The 21235-nt window shown below is 43.6% G+C and carries 20 protein-coding genes; 10 read left to right on the plus strand and 10 right to left on the minus strand.

Going from position 1 to position 21235, the window contains the following annotated elements:
• Window positions 1-9: 9 nt before the first annotated feature.
• Window positions 10-1563, plus strand: a complete 1554-nt coding sequence (locus tag ASUC_RS05440) for a phosphoethanolamine transferase (RefSeq protein WP_012072784.1) — start codon at window positions 10-12, stop codon at window positions 1561-1563.
• A 53-nt stretch (window positions 1564-1616) separates the two neighbouring features.
• Here ASUC_RS05440 and ASUC_RS05445 read toward each other — a convergent pair whose 3' ends face one another.
• The gene (locus ASUC_RS05445; RefSeq protein ID WP_012072785.1) at window positions 1617-1880 is read right to left on the minus strand and encodes a GrxA family glutaredoxin; all 264 of its coding nucleotides are present in this window, start codon (window positions 1878-1880) and stop codon (window positions 1617-1619) included.
• A gap of 458 nt (window positions 1881-2338) precedes the next feature.
• On the opposite strand from ASUC_RS05445, the gene ycfP reads away from it, so the two are divergent.
• Window positions 2339-2881 carry an alpha/beta hydrolase YcfP gene (ycfP, locus tag ASUC_RS05450; RefSeq protein ID WP_012072786.1) on the plus strand — a complete coding sequence of 181 codons (543 nt, stop codon included), beginning with the start codon at window positions 2339-2341 and terminating at the stop codon, window positions 2879-2881.
• 50 nt (window positions 2882-2931) lie between these two features.
• Here the strand turns inward: ycfP and ydiJ are convergent, their stop codons facing one another.
• On the minus strand, window positions 2932-6009 hold the full coding sequence (ydiJ, locus tag ASUC_RS05455; RefSeq protein ID WP_012072787.1) for a D-2-hydroxyglutarate dehydrogenase YdiJ: 3078 nt from the start codon (window positions 6007-6009) through the stop codon (window positions 2932-2934).
• Between the two features lie 448 nt (window positions 6010-6457).
• Between ydiJ and ompA the strand changes: the two genes are divergently transcribed.
• The 5 genes from ompA (at window position 6458) to grxD (ending at window position 9901) form a co-directional block, all read left to right on the plus strand.
• The gene (ompA, locus tag ASUC_RS05460; RefSeq protein ID WP_012072788.1) at window positions 6458-7528 is read left to right on the plus strand and encodes a porin OmpA; all 1071 of its coding nucleotides are present in this window, start codon (window positions 6458-6460) and stop codon (window positions 7526-7528) included.
• Between the two features lie 102 nt (window positions 7529-7630).
• Window positions 7631-8212 carry a LemA family protein gene (locus tag ASUC_RS05465; protein ID WP_012072789.1) on the plus strand — a complete coding sequence of 194 codons (582 nt, stop codon included), beginning with the start codon at window positions 7631-7633 and terminating at the stop codon, window positions 8210-8212.
• Window positions 8213-8264: 52 nt separating this feature from the next.
• Window positions 8265-8702, plus strand: a complete 438-nt coding sequence (locus ASUC_RS05470; protein WP_012072790.1) for a TPM domain-containing protein — start codon at window positions 8265-8267, stop codon at window positions 8700-8702.
• Window positions 8695-9492, plus strand: a complete 798-nt coding sequence (locus ASUC_RS05475; RefSeq protein ID WP_012072791.1) for a TPM domain-containing protein — start codon at window positions 8695-8697, stop codon at window positions 9490-9492. Before ASUC_RS05470 ends, ASUC_RS05475 begins: the two co-directional genes overlap by 8 nt.
• Window positions 9493-9574: 82 nt before the next feature.
• Window positions 9575-9901: a Grx4 family monothiol glutaredoxin gene (grxD, locus tag ASUC_RS05480; RefSeq protein ID WP_012072792.1), complete on the plus strand. Its 327-nt coding sequence runs from the start codon at window positions 9575-9577 to the stop codon at window positions 9899-9901.
• 130 nt (window positions 9902-10031) lie between these two features.
• On the opposite strand, the gene secF is transcribed toward grxD, so the two are convergent.
• The 8 genes from secF to queA all read right to left on the minus strand — a co-directional run bounded on the left by secF (window position 10032) and on the right by queA (window position 17097).
• On the minus strand, window positions 10032-10991 hold the full coding sequence (gene secF, locus ASUC_RS05485) for a protein translocase subunit SecF (RefSeq protein ID WP_012072793.1): 960 nt from the start codon (window positions 10989-10991) through the stop codon (window positions 10032-10034).
• A gap of 15 nt (window positions 10992-11006) precedes the next feature.
• Window positions 11007-12857 carry a protein translocase subunit SecD gene (gene secD, locus ASUC_RS05490; RefSeq protein ID WP_012072794.1) on the minus strand — a complete coding sequence of 617 codons (1851 nt, stop codon included), beginning with the start codon at window positions 12855-12857 and terminating at the stop codon, window positions 11007-11009.
• Between the two features lie 24 nt (window positions 12858-12881).
• Window positions 12882-13181 (minus strand): preprotein translocase subunit YajC, encoded by a 300-nt coding sequence (yajC, locus tag ASUC_RS05495; protein WP_012072795.1) that lies wholly within the window; start codon window positions 13179-13181, stop codon window positions 12882-12884.
• Between the two features lie 143 nt (window positions 13182-13324).
• On the minus strand, window positions 13325-13543 hold the full coding sequence (locus tag ASUC_RS05500; RefSeq protein ID WP_012072796.1) for a sulfurtransferase TusA family protein: 219 nt from the start codon (window positions 13541-13543) through the stop codon (window positions 13325-13327).
• A 2-nt stretch (window positions 13544-13545) separates the two neighbouring features.
• A complete protein-coding gene (locus ASUC_RS05505) occupies window positions 13546-13947 on the minus strand; it encodes a hypothetical protein (protein ID WP_012072797.1) in 402 nt (133 codons plus the stop codon).
• 125 nt (window positions 13948-14072) lie between these two features.
• Complete coding sequence (locus ASUC_RS05510) at window positions 14073-14600, minus strand: hemerythrin domain-containing protein (RefSeq protein ID WP_012072798.1); 528 nt, start codon at window positions 14598-14600, stop codon at window positions 14073-14075.
• Window positions 14601-14710: 110 nt separating this feature from the next.
• Window positions 14711-15850 (minus strand): tRNA guanosine(34) transglycosylase Tgt, encoded by a 1140-nt coding sequence (gene tgt / locus ASUC_RS05515; protein WP_012072799.1) that lies wholly within the window; start codon window positions 15848-15850, stop codon window positions 14711-14713.
• Window positions 15851-16017: 167 nt separating this feature from the next.
• Entirely contained in the window at window positions 16018-17097 is a 1080-nt protein-coding gene (queA, locus tag ASUC_RS05520; protein WP_041834754.1) for a tRNA preQ1(34) S-adenosylmethionine ribosyltransferase-isomerase QueA, read from the minus strand.
• 188 nt (window positions 17098-17285) lie between these two features.
• On the opposite strand from queA, the gene ASUC_RS05525 reads away from it, so the two are divergent.
• The 3 genes from ASUC_RS05525 (at window position 17286) to ASUC_RS05535 (ending at window position 21218) form a co-directional block, all read left to right on the plus strand.
• Window positions 17286-17729 carry a DNA polymerase III subunit chi gene (locus tag ASUC_RS05525; protein ID WP_012072801.1) on the plus strand — a complete coding sequence of 148 codons (444 nt, stop codon included), beginning with the start codon at window positions 17286-17288 and terminating at the stop codon, window positions 17727-17729.
• A complete protein-coding gene (locus tag ASUC_RS05530; protein ID WP_012072802.1) occupies window positions 17730-18155 on the plus strand; it encodes a GNAT family N-acetyltransferase in 426 nt (141 codons plus the stop codon).
• A gap of 198 nt (window positions 18156-18353) precedes the next feature.
• On the plus strand, window positions 18354-21218 hold the full coding sequence (locus ASUC_RS05535) for a valine--tRNA ligase (RefSeq protein ID WP_041834620.1): 2865 nt from the start codon (window positions 18354-18356) through the stop codon (window positions 21216-21218).
• Window positions 21219-21235 lie beyond the last annotated feature (17 nt).

A 21235-nucleotide genomic window follows, 5' to 3' on the forward strand; every position in this document is an offset into this window, starting at 1 on the left:
AGTTATCCTATGGAACAAACAAACAAACAAACAAACATATTCTGTTTTTTATTAATCCTTTATTCGCTATTTTCTAATTATTCTCTTGGTTATCCGCCAAATATTTATGCCCTTGCCGGTAATTTTTTATTGTTATTTTTAGCGTTTCGATTATCTAAGTTTCTATTTTTTACCGTTTTATTATTTCATAGCCTGATTTGTTCCGTTTATATCCCCGAGGCCATTTTTTATGGTTCGCCATCGGTAGGAATCATTGCTTCATTATTTGAAACCAACATGCAGGAAAGTTGGGAATATTTGCAATCGTTACCGCTTTACAGTTATGTGATCTCGCTATTATTTTTATTGTTTTCTGTCGGGTTTGCCGTATTTGCTTTGAAAGTGAAATTTTTGCCGATGAAGAAAACCACAGTTAGCACTCTGATTTTTTTGATTGTTATTGCTGTTCTTTATAAACCCTGGAGTAATTATCATAAAGGTAGAGACTTTCGGTTGACTGATACTCGCGTTTCGCTGATTGGTTTTTATTGGGTGAATTATCATTTAATTAAAGATTATTTGCGACAAAAATCCGAAATGATCGCGGTAAAAAACCAACAATCCACTTGGGAGATTTCTTCAGTTAGCCCTAAATATAGAAATTATGTCGTGATTATTGGTGAAAGTATGCGAGCGGATTATCTTTCTATGTACGGTTATCCGATAGAAACCACACCGTTTTTAGCCAAAACCAAAGGATTGATTATCGATGGCTATATTTCTGCGGCACCGAATACCCAGTCTTCGCTGGCGAGAACCTTATATCTTTACAAAGAAAATGACACGCAATTCCAAAATAATATTATTACCCTAGCGAAACAAGCCGGATTCAAAACTTACTGGTTGTCAAATCAAGGATTTTCAGGGGAATTTGATTCGGTTGCAGCAAGAGTCGGTGTAGGAAGCGATAAATCGCATTTTACCCAATTGTCATCGGATTCAATCAATATTAATGATAAAACGTTACTTCAAATTTTTAGAACGGAACTGCAGAAAAGTGATGAAATGCCAAGACTATTCGTACTTCATTTAATGGGATCTCATCCTGTATTTTGCCGTCGAATCGATATGTCGCCATTTATATGGTTTAAGAATAATGAAATGTCTTGCTATTTAGAAACTTTGCGACAAACTGACGCGCTAATCAAAAATGTGGTGGATTTAGTTCAAGCCGAAGGTAATGATTACAGCCTGATTTATTTTTCTGATCATGGTTTATCTCATCGGGATAAAGAAAGCAAGAAGATGACATTGCAGGTAGGTAATGAGCATAAAGAAAATTATCAAGTACCTTTTATTCGTATTTCCGGTGATGATTCGGAGCGACGAATCATAAAAACCCAACGTTCGGCATTTAACTTTATTTATGGTTTTGCCCACTGGCTGGGAATTCAGGAAAAAACACTCAGTAACGGCTATCAGTTTTTCTCAGAAATACCTGATGACGTAAAGGTTTTTAATTGGTATCAAGATGTTAATTTTGAACAGTTGCTTTCGGATCCGGCAGTAGTGGAATCAAGGTAATGGTTTAATCAAAATGTGCGGTATCTGACCGCACTTTATTGAGAGACGGATGATTAAGCGACGATACCGAATTTTTCTTTCATTAAGGCTTCGAAATCGGTGCAACCGCCAATCGGTTTTTCGTCAATGAAAATTTGCGGAACGGTTTCAACCGGTTTGCCCACTGATTTAGATAAATCTTCCTTGGTGATACCTTCCGCGTGAATATCAACATAACGATAGTCAAAATCCGCCACTTCATTTTTCAGTTTTTCTGCCAGATTTTTTGCTCGTACGCAATAAGGGCAGCCGGGGCGACCAAAAATTACTGTAAACATAGTTTTTTTTCTCCTTGAGTAAGTTTGTTTATCTTTTTAAATGGGTGTGACGACGTTTATTTTCGCCAAATCAGGGCGAAAAATATGCCGTTTAGTCATTCGAAACAAACGGTTTTCAACGCGGAGCAAGCGAAAAATAAGCTCATCCCTTCGGGTTGAGCCTAAAATAGCTGCATACGTTGTTGTAAAATTTGTTGATAGGGTTGTTATTTACGGCGTTTACTCCTGGTCTGCGGTCTGTTTTAGATGGCAACGCAGTCGGTATAAAAGATAAACAACCCTAAAGTTTTCCGTATTTTACCGATTCCCGATAAAAGAAAAAAGCGGGTTTTACCGAATAGTTCGATTGATATTTTGTATCAAATTGACGACGAAGATCACAAATCGGATAAAATATAAAGATTTTTAACCGCACTTTAGCGTAAGATGAGCAGAACGGATTAACAGGAGGGGTGCCGATGATTATTTATTTACATGGTTTTTCTTCAAGTCATGCCAATGATTATGAAAAAATGACGCAACTGCATTATATTGACGAAGATGTGCGTTTTATTAATTACAGCACCATGCATCCGCGTCACGATATGCAACATTTGTTGCAAGAAGTACATAAACTGATTTCCCGCAGCGAAGACAAATCACCGCTGATTTGCGGTTTGGGATTAGGCGGATACTGGGCGGAGCGAATAGGGTTTCTATGCGGGATTAAACAAGTGTTATTTAATCCGGATTTATTCCCGAATGAAACTTTACAGCATAAAATTGATCGCCCGGAAGAATTTGAAGACATTAAAACGAAATGCGTCAGCAGTTTTCGTGAGAAAAATAAAGGGCGTTGTCTGGTATTTTTAGCCAGTCTGGATGAGCGTTTGAATGCCAATCGTACGGCAGACGAACTGGCGCCTTATTACGATATTGTGTGGGATGATATCGCGACGCATGAATTCGATAAAATTGCACAATATGTGCTGACTATTAGGGATTTCAAAAATAAAGCTTAGAAAATGAAAACCGACCCGTACATGCCGTATGAGTCGGTTTGTCAGAACGATTAAAACAGCGTTAATAACGCCTGTACCGGATGTTTAAGCACTTGTTGTTCGATGCGTTTTACTTGACTGCGGCAGGAATATCCCGTCGCCAGACAATATTTCGGATCTTTGCCGGTTAATTTCTCACCCCAAGAGGCGTCATAAATAGCTTTCGACATGACTTGATTTTGCACTTCGTGTCCGAATACGCCCGCCATGCCGCAACAGCCTACATTCTGAATCTGCAAATGTTCGCCGAATGCGGTAAAAATCTGCTGCCATTCTTTAGGACTGGTCGGCATAAACGTCGCTTCCGTACAATGCGGGAATAAATGCCATTCGTGACAAGTGCGGTCGGATTTTTGCATGTTTTTGACCGCACTTTGCAAGCGTTTCGCCGTGAGTTGCGAACACAGCCATTCGTGAGACGTTATTACATGGAAATCGCCGCGTTCGGTTGCTAACACTTCTTGATATTCATCACGGTAGGACAATACGATAGCGGGATCGACGCCCACCAGCGGTATACCCAATTTCGCCATGCGATTCAACATTTCCGCCTGATTTTTCGCCGTACGGGTGAACTGCTTTAAGAAGCCTTTAATGTGTTGCGCTTTTCCGTTCGGTTTGAACGGTAATAAAATCGGCTGGTAACCTAATTTCTGACATAACGTCACAAAATCCGCCACCACTTTGGCATCGTAATAGGATGTCCAAGGATCTTGCACCACCAGCAACATATTTTCTTTTTCTACAGCGCTTAAGTTTTCCAGCTGTTCCAGGGATTTGCCCCGATAACCTACTTCCACCAGTTGAGTTTGCAAATTCGGTGTGGAAAGCAACGGTAAATCCGTCATTCCGATGGTTTTTTCCACCGCATTTTGTACCAGTTTATTGCGGTTGAAAAAATTAAAGAACCTAGGTGCTTTAGCTAAATAAGGTGCGACGATTTCTAAGTTCGCCACTACATAGTCTTTTGCCGGACGCAAGTAACGTTGATGATAAAAATAGAAGAATTTTGAGCGAAAACTTGCTACGTCAATTTTAATCGGACATTGACTGGCGCAGGCTTTACAGGCGAGGCAAGTGTCCATTGCCGCTTTCACTTCGTGAGAAAAATCGTATTCTTTCTTTTTATTAAAGCTGTTTTTGACCTTTTGCACGAATTCGGACAGTTTGATTTCTGTACGGCGAAAATCCAATTGTTGCGGCGAGACATTTTGCTCCGCCATTAAGCGTAGCCATTCGCGTACCATGCCGGCACGTCCTTTCGGAGAAAATACGCGGTTGCGGCTGATTTTCATAGACGGGCACATAGTGCTGTGAACATCGAAGTTGAAGCATAAACCGTTGCCGTTGCAGTTCATGGCGCCACTGAACTCTTCGCGCATTTTAATCGGAATTCGGCGATCTTGATCCGCCCGCATCGGTGACAGTATATCGTAAAGCGGCACATCGGAACCGAGCGGCGAACAAATTTTGCCCGGATTCAGGCGATTATACGGGTCAAACAGAAATTTGATGTAACGCAATTCCTGCCATAATTCCGGGGTGAAGAATTTTTCGCCGTAGTGAGAACGCACGCCTTTGCCGTGTTCACCCCAGATTAAACCGCCGTATTTGCGGGTGAGCTCGGCGACTTGGTCAGAAATTTGCTTAAACAGTTTCACCTGTGCTTTATCGGTTAAATCCAACGCCGGACGTACGTGTAATACGCCGGCATCGACATGTCCGAACATACCGTATTGCAAATTGTGTTTGTCCAGCAAAGCACGGAATTCCAAAATATAGTCGGCAAGATTTTCCGGCGGTACGCAGGTGTCTTCTACGAAGGCGATAGGTTTTTGTGCCCCCTTCGTATTGCCCAATAAGCCCACCGCTTTTTTACGCATAGCGTAAATGCGTTCGATAGATGCTAAATCCGACGACACTTGATAGCCGATAATATTGTCTTCGCCCTTCGCAATTTTTTCGTCTAGGGCGTGACAAAGTGCGGTCACATTTTGTTGAATTTTTGTCTGATCATTGCCCGCATATTCCACAATGTTCAACCCCAGAATCGGGTTATTTTCTTCTTCTGTTAACAGTTCTTTAACGGAATGCCATACAATGTCTTCTTTTGCCAATCCCAGCACTTTGCTGTCCACGGTTTCCACGGAAAGAGCATCGGCTTTCACCATAAAAGGCGCATTACGCAGTGCTGCATTAAAGGAACTGTATTTTACATTGATCAGTGTGCGAAATTGCGGAATAGGAGTTAAATCCAATACGGCTTCGCAAATGAATGCCAGAGAACCTTCAGAGCCGGTGAGAATCCGGGTAAGATTGAATTCCGTTTCGTCCCGATTGAAGACGTTTTTCAGATCATAACCGGTGAGAAAGCGGTTGAGTTGCGGCAAGTCGTGAATGATGATTTGGCGTTTTTCTTTGAGGCGGGTGAAGATTTCCTCATGTAGTCGACGACCAAGTGCGGTCAGATTTGGCGGTAAATTTTCAGAAAGGTTTTGTGTTTTAACCGCACTTGTTTCCAAAATTTCACCGTTAATCAGTACGCTTTTCAACCCCAGCACGTGATCGGACGTTTTGCCGTATTGCAATGAACCCTGTCCCGATGCGTCGGTGTTAATCATACCGCCTAAAGTGGCACGATTGCTGGTGGACAATTCCGGTGCAAAAAACAAACCGTGCGGTTTCAAATAGCGATTAAGCTGATCTTTTACCACACCGGCTTGCACCCGAACCCAGCGTTCTTTTACGTTTAATTCGAGAATGCCGTTCATATGGCGGGATAAATCCACAATAATATTATTATTCAGCGATTGTCCGTTGGTTCCTGTGCCACCGCCGCGGGGCGTAAAAGTAAGCGATGAATATTTTTCCTGTTGTCCTAATTTGGTCAGGCGCACCACATCGGCCACCGATTTCGGGAATATAATCGCCTGCGGCAGAATTTGATATACGCTATTATCAGTAGCGAGACTCAGGCGATCTGAATAAGCGGAAGCAATATCGCCTTCAAAAGCCTGTTTTTTTAAATCGGCTAAAAAATCTGCCGCTAACGGCGTAAGTCGGGGAACATTTTTTAAACGGGGAAGCATAAATCATCACTCTAGATAAAAAACAAAAAGTGACGAGATTTTAACATAAGGAATAAAATAGCGATATTTACGATAGATCAATTTTGAGGAAAATTTTGTGGAAATTAATGAACGTTCATTCATTATTTTGGACTGTTTGGTTAAAAAATGAACAAAAATAAGAAAAAAAAATTGATTTTCTATTTATATGATAGATAATACGCACACTTTTGAAGCATTTTTGCGTTTTCATCATTTTAATAAAAGCGCTAATTTGTCAAAAGATGTTGGGGGTAAAGTCATCCCTTTCCAAACGAGGTCTTAGATGTAAAATGAAGAAAAAAGTTCACTTTTTTGCTAAAAACATTTAAGATAAACAAATAATACAGGGGACTGTATTAGGTTTTCAGCTATATCAGCTGATAATTTTTTAATTAAGATGACTAAAATTTAAAAGAGGATCATCACAATGAAAAAAACAGCAATCGCATTAGCTATCGCTGGTTTAGCAGCAGCGTCAGTTGCGCAAGCAGCTCCACAAGAAAACACATTCTATGCTGGCGCCCGTGTGGGTTGGTCAGCAATGCATCACGGCGTAGACCGTATTGCTGATCAATTTGTAACAGATGGCGGCTTAAACCGTAATTCCGTAACTTACGGTGTGTTTGGTGGCTATCAAATTTTAAACCAAAATAACTTTGGTTTAGCAGCTGAATTAGGTTACGATTTCTTCGGTAAAACTAAAGCGGATGCAGCAGGCTACCACGCAGCACACGGTGCAAGCCTAGCATTAAAACCTAGTTACGAAATTTACCCGGACTTAGATGTTTACGGTAAAGTAGGTGTTGCGTTAGTTCGTAACATGTACAAAGCTGAAACTCTTAGTGCCAGCGGTGATGCAGAGAAATTCAACAAAACTAAAGCATCTTTAATTTTAGGTGCCGGTGTTGAATATGCAATTCTTCCTGAATTGGCAGCACGTTTAGAATACCAATGGTTAAGCAAAGCAGGTAACTTAGATTCTGCTTTAGAAGACGCTGGTTATAACGGTACTAACGCACGTTACAGCCCGGATATTCACTCTGTAACAGCCGGTTTATCTTATCGCTTCGGTCAAGGTGCGGCTCCGGTTGCAGCGCCTGAAGTTGTAAACAAAACTTTCACTTTAAACAGTGATGTAACATTCGGTTTCAACAAATCAACATTGAAACCTGAAGCAGCATCAACTTTAGACGGTATCTATAGCGAAATCGCTCAAGTATCAAGCCCGGCAGTAGCAGTTAACGGTTACGCTGACCGTATCGGTAAAGATGCAGCTAACTTAAAACTTTCACAACGTCGTGCTGAAACTGTAGCTAACTACTTAGTTTCTAAAGGTGTTGATTCTAACGCAATCACAGCGACCGGTTACGGTTCAGCTAACCCGGTAACTGGCAACACTTGTGATGCAGTTAAAGGTCGTAAAGCATTAATTGCTTGTTTAGCACCGGACCGTCGTGTTGAAGTTCAAGTTCAAGGTAACAAACAAGCTACTATGTAATTTGGACTTATCTAAGTGATTAGATAACTCAGTTAAAAAGACCTAGACCTCGGTTTAGGTCTTTTGTCATATAAGATTGTTTTCTCTAATAGGAATAGAAAAATGAAAAAATGGTTAGTCGTGATTATTGTTGCTGTCATTGCCGGTTTTATGCTGATGTCTAGCTATAACGGTTTGGTGAAAGCGGAAGAAGAAATCGATTCGGTCTGGGCGAATGTTGAAACGCAATATCAACATCGTTCGGATTTAATTCCAAACTTAGTAAATACCGTAAAAGGTCAGGCAAATTTTGAAAAAGAAACCCTTACCAGTGTAATGGAAGCGCGTGCCAAAGCGACTCAAACCAAAATTGATCCGGCAAATTTAACGGAAGAACAACTGGCTCAATTCCAGCAAACTCAAAACCAAGTAGGCTCAGCACTATCCCGTTTATTGGTTACAGTTGAAAAATATCCCGAATTAAAAGCCGGTGAAGCGTTCATGACATTACAAGCCCAGCTTGAAGGTATGGAAAACCGAATTAATGTCGCACGTAATAAATTTAACGAAGCGGCAAAAGTTTATAATGCGAAAGTCCGAAGCTTTCCGACTAAATTGGCTGCCATGATTTTAGGTTTTAAAGAAAAACCTTACTTTAAATCCGTAGCCGGTGCGGAAAACGCGCCATCCGTCAATTTTCAGTAATTTCTAAAAGGTGTGTAATTGCACGCCTTTTTTCTTATAAGGCGAGAAAATCATGTCTTTATTTTCCCGAATTCCTTTCGACAAACAGCCTATTGAACAGGCAATCGTCAGACTAGAGCAACAAACTTCGGCCGAATTACGGGTGTATATTGAGCGCCATGTACAAAATATACCGGTTCTAGATCGCACTTTGCAGGTGTTTAATGAATTGGAAATGGACAAAACCCAGGCACGTAACGCCGTATTGATTTATATTGCCCATAAAGATCGTCAATGTGCCATCATCGGGGATATCGGTATTCATCAGTTTGTCGGTAATGAGTTTTGGCAACAGACGACGGAATCGATGATTGCTCGGTTTAAACAAGAACATTACACCGACGGTGTGGTGCAAGCAATCTATCGGATTACAAAAGAACTGGCGGAGCATTACCCGAGTCATCCGGATAATGTGAATGAATTACCGAACGAGGTGATTATTCATGAGTAAATGGTTAAAAAGTGCGGTCATTTTCTGTTTGATTTTCTTTTCTTCATTGGCTTCTGCGGTAGAATTTCCGAGTTCGCCGAATCCGTTTCGTTATGTAAACGATTATACTCATACGTTGACGGGAAATGAAAAAAACGCCTTGGAAAATAAACTGATTCAATACGGTCAAGAAACCAGTTCGCAAATCGCCGTAGTGTTGATTCCGAGTACGGGCGAATATGACATTTCTCAATACGCCTTTGAGTTGGGAGATAAATGGGGTATTGGCCGTAAACATGACAATAACGGCGTGTTAATGCTGGTTGCTAAAGATGATCGCAAAGTCTTCATTGCGACAGGACAAGGCCTGGAAGGGGCGTTGCCGGATGCGTTTTTATCACAAGTGATCCGTAAAGTTATGCTGCCTAATTTTCGTCAGGAATTCTATGCCAGCGGCATCAGTAAAGCGTTGGATTATATCATTGCGGCAAGTAAAGGCGAATTTGCCCCGCAAGCACAGGAAGAAAGCACGGCAGATGAATATATTCCGTTTGTGATGATTGCGTTATTTGTGTTCTTTGTGATTCTGGCAGAATGGAATTGGCGCAGAAAACCTTATATCAGTCCGACATCCAATCATAACAATTTGCAGAATACGGCAATTATTGCTTCTATGATTGAAAACAGCCGACGTAATCGCCGTGGGGGCGGCGGTGGTTTTGGCGGAGGATTCGGAGGCTTCGGCGGCGGTTCCGGTGGAGGCTTCGGAGGCGGCGGTTTTGGCGGTGGCGGTGCCGGCGGAAGTTGGTAATACCTTATAATTTCACTTGGTTTCTTAAAAACTTATGCTAAAATGACCGCACTTTACCGAATCGTAACAACAAGGAAACAGAATGGAAACATTAGATAAAATTAAAAAACAAATTGCAGAAAACCCGATTTTAATTTACATGAAAGGTTCGCCGAAATTACCGGCATGCGGTTTTTCCGCCCGTGCGGTAGAGGCGTTAATGAATTGCCAGGTGCCGTTCGGTTATGTGGATATTTTACAGCACGCCGATATTCGTGCCGAATTACCGAAGTTTGCGAATTGGCCGACATTTCCGCAACTGTGGGTTGAAGGCGAATTGGTCGGTGGCTGCGATATTGTATTGGAAATGTTTCAGGTCGGCGAATTACAAACCCTATTAAAAGAAGTGGCCGAACGTCACTCCGCATAATATATGACTGTACTGAAAATGGCGGCGACTAAATCGCTGCCATTTTTTTACAAGAATTAATCGGTATTGTCCGACAGCAAAAAGCGATGAAGCAAGTTCATCGCTTTTTGCATGCTATGGCAAGAATTAATTAAAAACCTTCTTCAAAGTCTTCCTTTTCCGCCACTTTAATTTGCATATGTTCGCGTTTTAAACCGAGGTCATACGCCAACGCAATCGCGACTAATATGGATGAGTAGGTACCGAACGCAATACCGATTAACAATGCCAATGAGAAGCTGTAAATAGTCGGACCGCCGAAAGACAATAAGGCGATAACCACGAATAATGTGGTCACAGAAGTCATCATGGTGCGTGATAAGGTTTGCGTTAACGAGATATTAATCACTTCATCACTTTCCAAACGACGAATTTTACGGAAGTTTTCACGTACACGGTCGAATACGACGATACTATCGTTGAGAGAATAACCTACCACGGATAAAATTGCCGCTACAAAAGTTAAATCCATTTCAATTTGTAAGAAAGAAAAAATACCTAATGTTACAACTACGTCGTGAGCTAATGCCAGTACGCCGCCCGCACCTAACCGCCATTCGAACCGTAAGGCGACATAACCGAGTAGCAACACCAATGTCGTGAGTGTTGCATAGACGGCACTTTGCGCCAATTCATCGCCTACGTTCGGGCCAACGAATTCTACGGATTTGATAGCGATATCGGCATCAAGTGCGGTCATGATTTCTTTTATTTTGGTTCCGATTTGCGCATCGCCGGCAGCTGCCGGTAAACGAATCATGACATCACTGGTGGAACCGGTAGTTTGAACAAGCGCGCTTTCGATACCGTTTTGATTTAATGCCGAACGCACTTTTTCAAGATCTGCCGGTTGAGAAAAATGGGTATCGATTACCACACCGCCGGTGAAATCCAATCCCCAGTTGAAACCTTTGGTAAAAATAAAGAAAAAGCAGGTTGTCGTCAGTAATATCGAGAAAAGATAGCCCCATTTTCGGTATTGCATGAAGCGCACTAATTTGAACGGTAAACCGATGCCTTTATATTCGTGCTTTTGTTTTATTGAACTCACAATATGTTCTCCGCACTAAATTGATAATTTTTCAACACGTTTACCGCCGTAAATCCAGTTTACGAGCATACGCGTACCCGTAATCGCGGTAAACATCGAAATCGCAACCCCCAGCGAAAGGGTAATGGCAAAACCTTTAACCGGACCGGTTCCCACCGCGTACAGAACGATAGAGGTTAAGATCGTGGTTAAGTTGGCATCGAAAATAGATGTCCAAGCACCGTTATAACCTTCATCAATGGCTTGCTGAATCGGACGGCCGTTACGTATTTCTTCTTTTATTCGTTCGAAAATCAATACATTGGCATCCACTGACATCCCGACGGACAGAATGATACCCGCGATACCCGGCATAGTAAGCGTTGCGCCCGGTAACAGAGACATCAATCCCACTACTAGAATCATATTGACGCATAAGGCCAGACAGGCGATGAAACCGAATAGTTTGTAGTAAATTAAACAGAAAACTATCACGATAGCTAAACCCCAGAGACCGGCTTTCAGCCCTTGTTCTACGTTTTGCGCCCCCAGTGAAGGACCGACCGTCCGCTCCTCGACAATTTGAATCGGCGCGATTAGCGCACCGGAACGAAGCAGTACGGAAAGATTCTGCGCTTCCGCCATGGTACCGGAACCGGTGATCTGGAAGTTACTACCGAAACGACCTTGAATGGTCGCGACGCTGATCACTTCGGCGTGCTTTTCTAAAACCACTTTACCGTTCGCATCTTTTTTACCGGAATCTTTATATTCAACGTAAAGCGTTGCCATCGGTTTTTTTAAGTTGAGTTTAGTAATTTGCGACATAATATCGCCGCCTTCCGCATCAAGCGTAACGCTGACCTGCGTGCCGCCCGTTTGGTTATCGATACCGGCGGAAGAGTTAATAATATGTTCGCCGCCCAGCATGGATTTTTTAAATAATGCTACGGGGGTACCGTCCGGCTGATACTGAATTTCCGTATCCGACGGCACAATGTTACGACGCATGGCTTCAGGCGTGACGTTAGTATTCACCAAACGGAATTCCAAGGTAGCGGTAGCGCCTAAAATTTCTTTGGCGCGTGCCGTATCCTGAATACCCGGCAATTCAACCACAATTCGTTCGGCGCCCTGACGTTGAATAACCGCTTCGGCCACACCCAGTTCCCCCACACGTTTACGTAAAATATTGAGGTTTTGTTCAATTGCGCTGTCTCGTGCTTCAATTAACGCGGCATCGGACAGAGCAAGAGAAATCGTGGTGTCATTGGTATCCGTTACGGTTAAGTTCGGATGTGCTTTACGCAATAACTGCAGCGCCGGAAAACGTTGTTCCGGGTTGACTAATGTTACGATCGAGCTGAAATTTTCACCGTTTTGTACTGCGGCATATTGAATTTTTTCTTTACGTAGTTCGGTTTTTATACTGTCTTGCAGTTGCTCCTGACGCTTACTTAGCGCCGTGTTCATATCCACTTCCATCAGAAAGCGTACGCCACCGCGCAAGTCCAGTCCCCATTTCATCGGACTGCCGCCGATACTGCTTAGCCAGGCAGGCGTCGCCGGTGCCAGGTTTAACGCAACAGAATAGCCTGTGCCGAGTTTTTCTACGATTTTATCCTTAGCTAACAGCTGATCGTTGGTGTTATTGAAACGTGCCAAGATCGTGCCGTTTTCCAGCACAATGGATTTAGTGGTAAGCCGGTTACCCGCTAATAGATTTTGTACGTCGCTTAACGTGTCCTCGTTCGCTTCGTGACCTCGGGTACCGGAAATTTGTACGGCAGGATCTTCACCGTAAATATTTGGAAGGGCATATAAAGCACCAATGGCGATCATAAAGATCACCATTAGATTCTTCCATAAAGGGAAACGGTTTAACATAAGTTAAATACCTTTTGGAATGGATTAAAGCGTTTTAATTGAGCCTTTTGGTAATACAGCTGCAACATAGTTACGATGAATCGTGATTTCAGTGTTTTCATTTAATTGAATTACGATTTCGTTACTGCCTTCGGTAATTTTACTGATTTTACCGACAATACCGCCGGCGGTTAAAACTTCTGCGCCTTTACTTAATGAGGCCATCAAGTTTTTGTGCTCTTTAGTCCGTTTTGCTTGCGGACGATAAATCATAAAATAAAAAATCAGGCCGAAAATTGCAAAAATAATCAGCATTGACATTGGGCTGCCTTGTTGAGCTTCCATGTTTTTTCCTTTTTTAAGTAAGAATAAATGATAAACAGGCGGTTAAAATAGCATAAATTGAAAGGAATGTGAAAATGATCTTGTTCGACGGACAAAAATTCCTGAAAATCCGACCGCACTTTTAGAACGGAAACGCTATAAGTTTATTTTTGAATCCGTAATTTGAAATGTTTATCCGAGTTTTCCAGCAAGGTTAAGGAATAATTCAATTGTTCGCACAGTTGCCGAATATCCCGCATTGACGTGCTGTGATTCATATCTAAAGTAAGGCTGTCGCCGACGGCTAATTCCATCATTGCCCGTTTGGTCATTACAATAGGCAGCGGGCAGAGGTATTTCGTAAGGTTTAATTGGTAATCCATAGTTAGCCTAATTTTGCCCGTTCAAAACCGCAATGTTGAAACCACTCCCGCATAAACAGCAAATGTCCTTTGGCTTCGCCCGAATTGGACAAATCGGCGGGCATAGTGTGATAACGGCTGGTATATTGAAAAACCTGTTCCAGATTGTCGCGATAGAGTACGTTCTGCTCGGCCAGAGGACGTAAGAATTCGTCGTGTACTATCAGTTCCGCTTGCGGGGGAATGGATTTTTGCACGGGAGAAATTATGTCTTCCACAAGCATAATGGCTTGTTCCCATTCGTATTCGTTCGGTACGTCATGGGGAAAAATTTTTCCGACGCTGATAGGCAAGGTATAACGGTCGCACTGCGTAGTGATAACTACATTGTGTTCCTCAATAGAAAGATGAACGGTTTGCTGCATTATACCTCCGCGAGAAAGAATCTGATATCGTAAATCTTAGGCTTATGAGCGGAGAAAGTCTAGTAAATTGAAAAGAGCAGTCGGTTTTGGGCGCATTTTTAGGGCGCATGCAGCGCCCGATAATTTTATTGTTGAATTTTTCTGCGTTCCGCCATAATTTGTCCCATGACTGCGAGTTCTTCCGCGGGAATTCGGTTTTGTCCCAATTCAAACAAAGGTTCTTCCAGTGCAATATGACGTTCGTAAGCGGCACGATAGTCATCCAGTAGATTTTGGGAAACGGTTGAACGTTTTTCATCAACCAATTCTTGCAGCTGAGCGCCTAATTGTTCCCAAAGATCGTGAATATTGATGTGTTCCGCTTCAAGCTGCAGAATAGTAGCTTTGGCTTCCGGCGCGTAACACAGCAGCGTCGGGAAAAAATCCGATTCCTCGTCTTCGTGATGCAACGGCGCGGCAACGTTAAAATAGGTGATAATTTGCTTTACATCATTTTTAACCGCCTGATCGATACCGTGTTCAGCCAGATAATCCGGTAATATTTCCAGTTGACGGCAGAAATTTTTCACTCTGCCGTGACAGGCATAGAGCATTTCGATGGGTTGCGCCCATGTGGCGGAGTGAGCTGAAGTGTCGGAGTGAAGGTTGAACATGTCATTTCCCTTTAAATTTCCCCCTATCCTTGTTTATGAAGAAAGGATAAGGGGGATGAAATAGTTTATAAAGATCCTAAATCCTCGTGTATGACGAGGAAATAAGAGGGTTAAGGCTTTTGCAACGGCGGAACTTCTTTTCCCATACGAGTATAAAATTCCACCACGAAATCGTCAAAACGATCTTCTTCAATTGCCTGGCGGATTTCTTCCATTAATCGCTGATAATAGCGCAAATTGTGGATGGTATTTAAACGTGCGCCTAAAATTTCCCCGCATTTGTCCAAATGATATAAATAAGATTTGGTGTAATGTCGGCAAGTATAACAATCACAATGGGGATCCAGCGCGCTGGTATCGTCTCTGTATTTTGCGTTGCGGATTTTCACAATGCCGTCGGTCACGAATAAATGTCCGTTGCGGGCGTTGCGGGTCGGCATTACGCAATCGAACATATCGATACCGCGGCGCACGCCTTCCACTAAATCTTCCGGTTTGCCGACGCCCATTAAATAGCGCGGTTTATCCGCTGGCAGTAACGGCGTGGTGAATTCCAAAATGCGGTGCATTTCTTCTTTCGGTTCGCCTACGGCTAAGCCGCCTACGGCGTAACCGTCGAAACCGATATCCACCAGACCTTCGGCGGAAACTTTACGTAATTCTTCGAAAGTGCCGCCTTGCACGATGCCGAACAGGGCGTTTTTATTACCTAATTCATCGAACCGATCACGGCTGCGTTGCGCCCAGCGTAAGGACATTTCCATAGATTTTTTAGCGTAATCGAAGGTGGCTGGATAAGGCGTACATTCGTCGAAAATCATCACGATGTCGGAGCCCAAATCATATTGAATTTCCATGGATTTTTCCGGCGAAAGAAAAATGCGTTCGCCGTTAATCGGATTTTGGAACTTCACCCCTTCTTCGGTAATTTTGCGTAATTTCCCCAAGCTGAACACCTGGAAACCGCCGGAATCCGTTAAAATCGGGCGATGCCATTGCATAAAATCATGCAAATCACCGTGCTTACGCATCACTTCTTGTCCCGGGCGCAGCCATAAATGGAATGTATTACCGAGCAGAATTTCCGCACCGGTGGCGCGCACTTCTTCCGGTGTCATACCTTTGACCGTGCCGTAAGTGCCCACCGGCATGAAAGCCGGAGTTTGCACGGTGAATTCGCCTTGCGGGCGGGAAAATGTCATTTCGCCGCGACGAGCGGTTCCGCTGGTGGTTTTTAGTTTAAATTTCATTAAGTTTTCCTTTTCGAATAAACAGTTCGAGGGGATTTGTTACGTTCTTTGCGTTATCAAAGAACGTAACCAAAGAAAAGCAGCGAAGTCTGAGGCTTACTTTTTGCCTGCTTTGCTTCGCATAAGCAAAGAAAGTAGGTCACACATCGGGTGAGATCCGACTTTAATTAAGAAGAAATCTTCTTAGTCAAAAACATCGCATCACCGTAACTAAAAAATCTGTATCGGTTTTCCACCGCACTTTTATAGGCTTGCATGATATTTTTATACCCCGCAAAAGCGGAAACCAACATAATTAACGTGCTTTCCGGCAGGTGAAAGTTGGTAATCAGGCAATCCACTACGCGGAATTTTTTGCCCGGATAGATGAAAATCGACGTATCTGAGAAAAACGGTTCGATAAGTTGTGAAGAACCTTTTTCTTCCGCCGCAAGTGCTGCACTTTCGAGAGAACGCACGGAAGTGGTTCCGACTGCGATCACGCGTTTGCCCGCCGCTTTTGTCGCTAAAACGGCGTTAACCACTTCTTGGGGCACTTCCGCATATTCCGCGTGCATGTGGTGATCTTCTATTTTATCTACGCGCACGGGTTGAAATGTACCGGCGCCCACATGTAATGTCACGAAAGCAAAGTTAACGCCTTTGGCTTTGAGTTTCGCCAGTAATTCATCGTCAAAATGCAAACCGGCGGTCGGTGCCGCCACGGCACCCGGAACTTTGTTATACACGGTCTGATAACGTTCCTGATCCGCTTCTTCATCGGGACGGTCGATATAAGGCGGCAACGGCATATGCCCGATTTTTTGCAATACATCCAAAAGTGCGGTCGGTTTTTCCGAAATTTCCAGTTCGAACAAGGCGCCTTGACGCCCCAGCATTTTCATCCGAACACCGTTGCCTTCACCCAGTTTGTCTTCGCCTAAAATCAGTTCTGCACCGGCTTTGGGCGCTTTGGAAGAACGCACGTGAGCCAGAAATGAGGTTTCGGTTAAAATCCGTTCCGCCAACACTTCCACCTTACCGCCTGAAATTTTGCGCCCGTACATACGGGCGGGAATGACACGGGTGTTATTGAAAACCAGTAAATCCCCTTCGTTGATTAACCCATAAACATCGGAAAAAGTGCGGTGAAAAATTTCGCCGTTTTCTCCGTTAAGCTGTAACAACCGGCTGGATGTGCGTTCGGGTTTGGGGTAACGGGCGATCAGCTCGTCGGGTAAATCAAAATGGAAATCGGAAACTAACATATCAATCTGATGTAAACGCGGGTGAAACCGCCCGCAGGGTGACAATAAAAATGGCGGGCACATCGGCCCACCCCAAAATGTTCGTAGTCTAGTCATTATTCCGCTTAAGCACAAGTAAAAACCTTTATTTTTCGGCGATTTTTCGTTAAAATCGCGCGGTTAATTTTTTTGCAGAATGAAATCGCCGAATGACTAAACAAGCCCAATTTTATCTAATCGAAACCGCACAGCCCAAAGGCGAACTTTCCGCCGTTGAAGCGCAGGCTTGCGATTTAGCCGCACAGGCGTGGAGGTTGGGTAAGCGCGTATTGATAGCCTGTGAAACGGAAGAACAGGCGTTTCGTTTGGACGAAGCTTTATGGCAACGCGACGCGGATGAATTCGTACCGCATAATTTATCCGGCGAAATTACTAACTTTGCCACGCCAATCGAAATTTCATGGCGGGGTAAACGCAACGCACAACGTCGCGATGTGTTGATTTCCTTGCAATATAATGTGCCGGATTTCGCTCAAAGTTTTAACCGGGTAATCGATTTTGTGCCGGCGGAAGAAGAACAAAAAGCGCAAGCCCGCGAACGTTATAAAATCTACCGTCAGCTTGGATTTACGATGGGGACGGAGAAGGCATAAATGTGGCAAGCTAAAACGCTTCAATATCTGACCGCACTTGAGCTGTGGAAAATCTACCGATTGCGCGTTTCGGTGTTTGTGGTGGAGCAGAATTGTCCTTATCAAGAGGTGGACGAACTCGACAAAAGTGCGGTGCATTTTTGGCGAGAAATTGACGGCGAAATTCGTGCTTATTGCCGCATAATTGATGCGGCGGATAGCGTGAAAATCGGGCGGGTGATTGTGGCAAAACCGGCTCGCGGAACAGGTTTAGGGCGTGAGCTGATGGCAAATGCTATTGCTTTGGGTAAAAATCGCTTTCCGAATAAACCGATTTATGTCCAGGCTCAAGCATATTTGCAGCAATTTTATACATCGTTCGGATTTAAAGCGATTTCCGGTGAATATTTGGAAGACGGTATACCGCATTTGGATATGATATTGTGATAAATTTCCCCTAGCCTCTTTTAGTAAAGAGGAGCTAGGGGAGATTTTAAAAGTCGCTACATGGCGTACTCAGGCGTAGGATGATCGTAATCACGTACAGTTTGCCGTGCGCGAACCAATCGAAAATACCGGATAAATATATTTTTCGTATAATCAGAATATTAAAAGTACGATTAAAGTAACAAAAAGAGAAACCTAATGACAAAAAAACTACAAATGGCGGATCGTTTCGACGCATCAGCCGTAGAACAAGCCCTTTATAGACACTGGGAACAGCAAGGATATTTTAAACCTTCTTATGATGCGAGTCGTCCGAGTTATTCTATCGCCATTCCGCCGCCGAATGTGACCGGTTCGTTGCATATGGGGCATGCGTTTCAGCAAACCTTGATGGATACCTTAATTCGTTACCATCGTATGCAAGGTGATAATACTTTATGGCAGACCGGGACTGACCACGCGGGGATTGCCACTCAAATGGTGGTGGAGCGTAAAATTGCGGCGGAAGAAAATAAAACCCGTCATGATTATGGACGCGAGGCTTTTATCGAAAAAATTTGGGACTGGAAAGCCTACTCGGGCGGCACAATCAGCCAGCAAATGCGCCGTTTAGGTAACTCTATCGACTGGGAACGCGAACGTTTCACTATGGACGAAGGCTTATCTGACGCCGTGAAAGAAGTGTTTGTGCGTTTGCATGAAGAAGGTCTGATTTATCGCGGTAAACGCTTGGTGAACTGGGATCCTAAGTTACATACCGCAATTTCCGATCTTGAAGTAGAAAATAAAGAATCAAAAGGTAGCCTGTGGCATTTCCGCTATCCGTTAGCCAACGGTGCGAAAACGTCGGAAGGTTTGGATTATTTAGTGGTGGCGACCACCCGTCCCGAAACCGTATTGGGCGATACCGCCGTTGCCGTTCATCCGGAAGACGAGCGTTATCAATCGCTTATCGGTAAAACCGTGGTGTTGCCGTTGGCGAACCGTGAAATCCCGATTGTCGCCGATGAATATGTGGAGCGCGAATTCGGTACCGGTGTGGTAAAAATCACGCCGGCGCACGATTTCAATGACTATGAAGTGGGTAAACGCCATAATTTACCTATGGTGAACGTAATGACGTTTAACGCGGACATTCGCGATGAAGCGGAAATTATCGGCACAGATGGCAAACCGCTCGATACTTACGAAGCGATTATTCCCGAAGATTATCGCGGTTTAGAGCGTTTCGCCGCCCGTAAAAAAGTGGTGGCGGATTTCGACGCTTTAGGCTTATTGGAAAAAATTCAACCGCACGATTTGAAAGTGCCTTACGGTGACCGCGGCGGCGTGCCGATTGAGCCTATGTTAACCGACCAATGGTATGTGTCTGTCAAACCGTTAGCGGAAACAGCGATTAAAGCGGTGGAAGACGGTGAAATTCAATTCGTGCCGAAACAATATGAAAATCTTTATTACTCTTGGATGCGCGATATTCAGGATTGGTGTATTTCACGTCAACTTTGGTGGGGGCACCGTATTCCGGCTTGGTATGACGAGCAGGGTAATGTGTATGTAGGTCGCAATGAAGAGGAAGTGCGGTCGAAAAACGGTTTAAATTCAGATGTGGCGTTGCGTCAGGATGAAGACGTACTTGATACCTGGTTTTCATCGGCGTTATGGACGTTCTCAACCCTCGGTTGGCCGCAGCAAACCAAAGAATTAGCGATGTTTCATCCGACGAATGTGTTGATCACCGGTTTTGACATTATTTTCTTCTGGGTGGCGCGTATGATCATGATGACCATGCACTTCATTAAAGATGAAAACGGTAAACCGCAGGTACCGTTTAAAACCGTGTACGTCACCGGTTTGATTCGTGACGAGCAGGGTCAAAAAATGTCGAAATCAAAAGGTAATGTTATCGATCCGTTAGATATGATTGACGGTATCGATCTTGAATCCTTATTGGTAAAACGCACAGGTAATATGATGCAACCGCAATTGGCGGAAAAAATCGCCAAAGCCACGCGCAAAGAATTCCCGCAAGGTATTCAGGCGCACGGCACCGACGCACTGCGTTTCACGCTTTCCGCATTGGCTTCGACTGGTCGCGACATTAACTGGGACATGAAACGTTTAGAAGGTTATCGCAATTTCTGTAATAAATTGTGGAATGCCAGCCGTTTTGCGCTGACCAACGAAAAATTAGATCTCAGTACTGGAGAGCGTGATTTCAGTATTGCCGACAAATGGATTCAAGCGGAATTGAACAAGGCGGTGAAAAACTTCCGTTCGGCGTTAGATCAATACCGTTTTGATTTGGCAGCGGCAGAACTTTACGAGTTCACTTGGAACCAATTCTGCGACTGGTATTTGGAGTTAACCAAACCTGTGTTTGCCAACGGAACGGCAGCGCAAAAACGTGCGGCAAGTTTTACATTAGTGAACGTACTGGAAAAATTGTTGCGGTTAGCTCATCCGGTGATTCCGTTTATCACGGAAGAAATCTGGCAAAAAGTGAAAGATTTCGCCGGCGTGAAGGGTGACACCATTATGACTCAACCGTTCCCTGCTTTCGACGAATCTTTAACGAACGATGACGCGGTAGCCGAAATTGATTGGTTGAAAGATATGATTACTGCGGTGCGTAATATCCGCGCAGAAGCTAATATTGCGCCAAGTAAAGGACTGGATTTAATTTTCTGCAATTTGGAAACCGCCGAGCAAAACATGTTGAAAAACAACCGCACTTTATTGCAGGCTATGGCGAAACTGGACAATATATCCGTGTTAGAGCAAGGCGAAGACGTACCCTTATCAGTGACGAAATTAGTCGGAAATACGGAATTACTGATACCGATGGCAGGCTTCATTAACAAAGAAGCGGAACTGGCACGTCTCAATAAAGAAATTGAGAAAATGCGCGGTGAAATCAAACGTATCGAAGGTAAACTCAGCAACGAGGCTTTTGTGGCAAAAGCACCGGAAGCGGTGATTGCCAAAGAACGTGAGAAAATGCAGGATTACCAAAAAGGTCTGGAAAAACTCAATGCACAATATGTAAGCATTGAGAATCTGTAATTTCGAATAAATTTTCA

It is taken from the genome of Actinobacillus succinogenes 130Z, assembly GCF_000017245.1.
Classification (GTDB): Bacteria; Pseudomonadota; Gammaproteobacteria; order Enterobacterales; family Pasteurellaceae; genus Exercitatus; species Exercitatus succinogenes.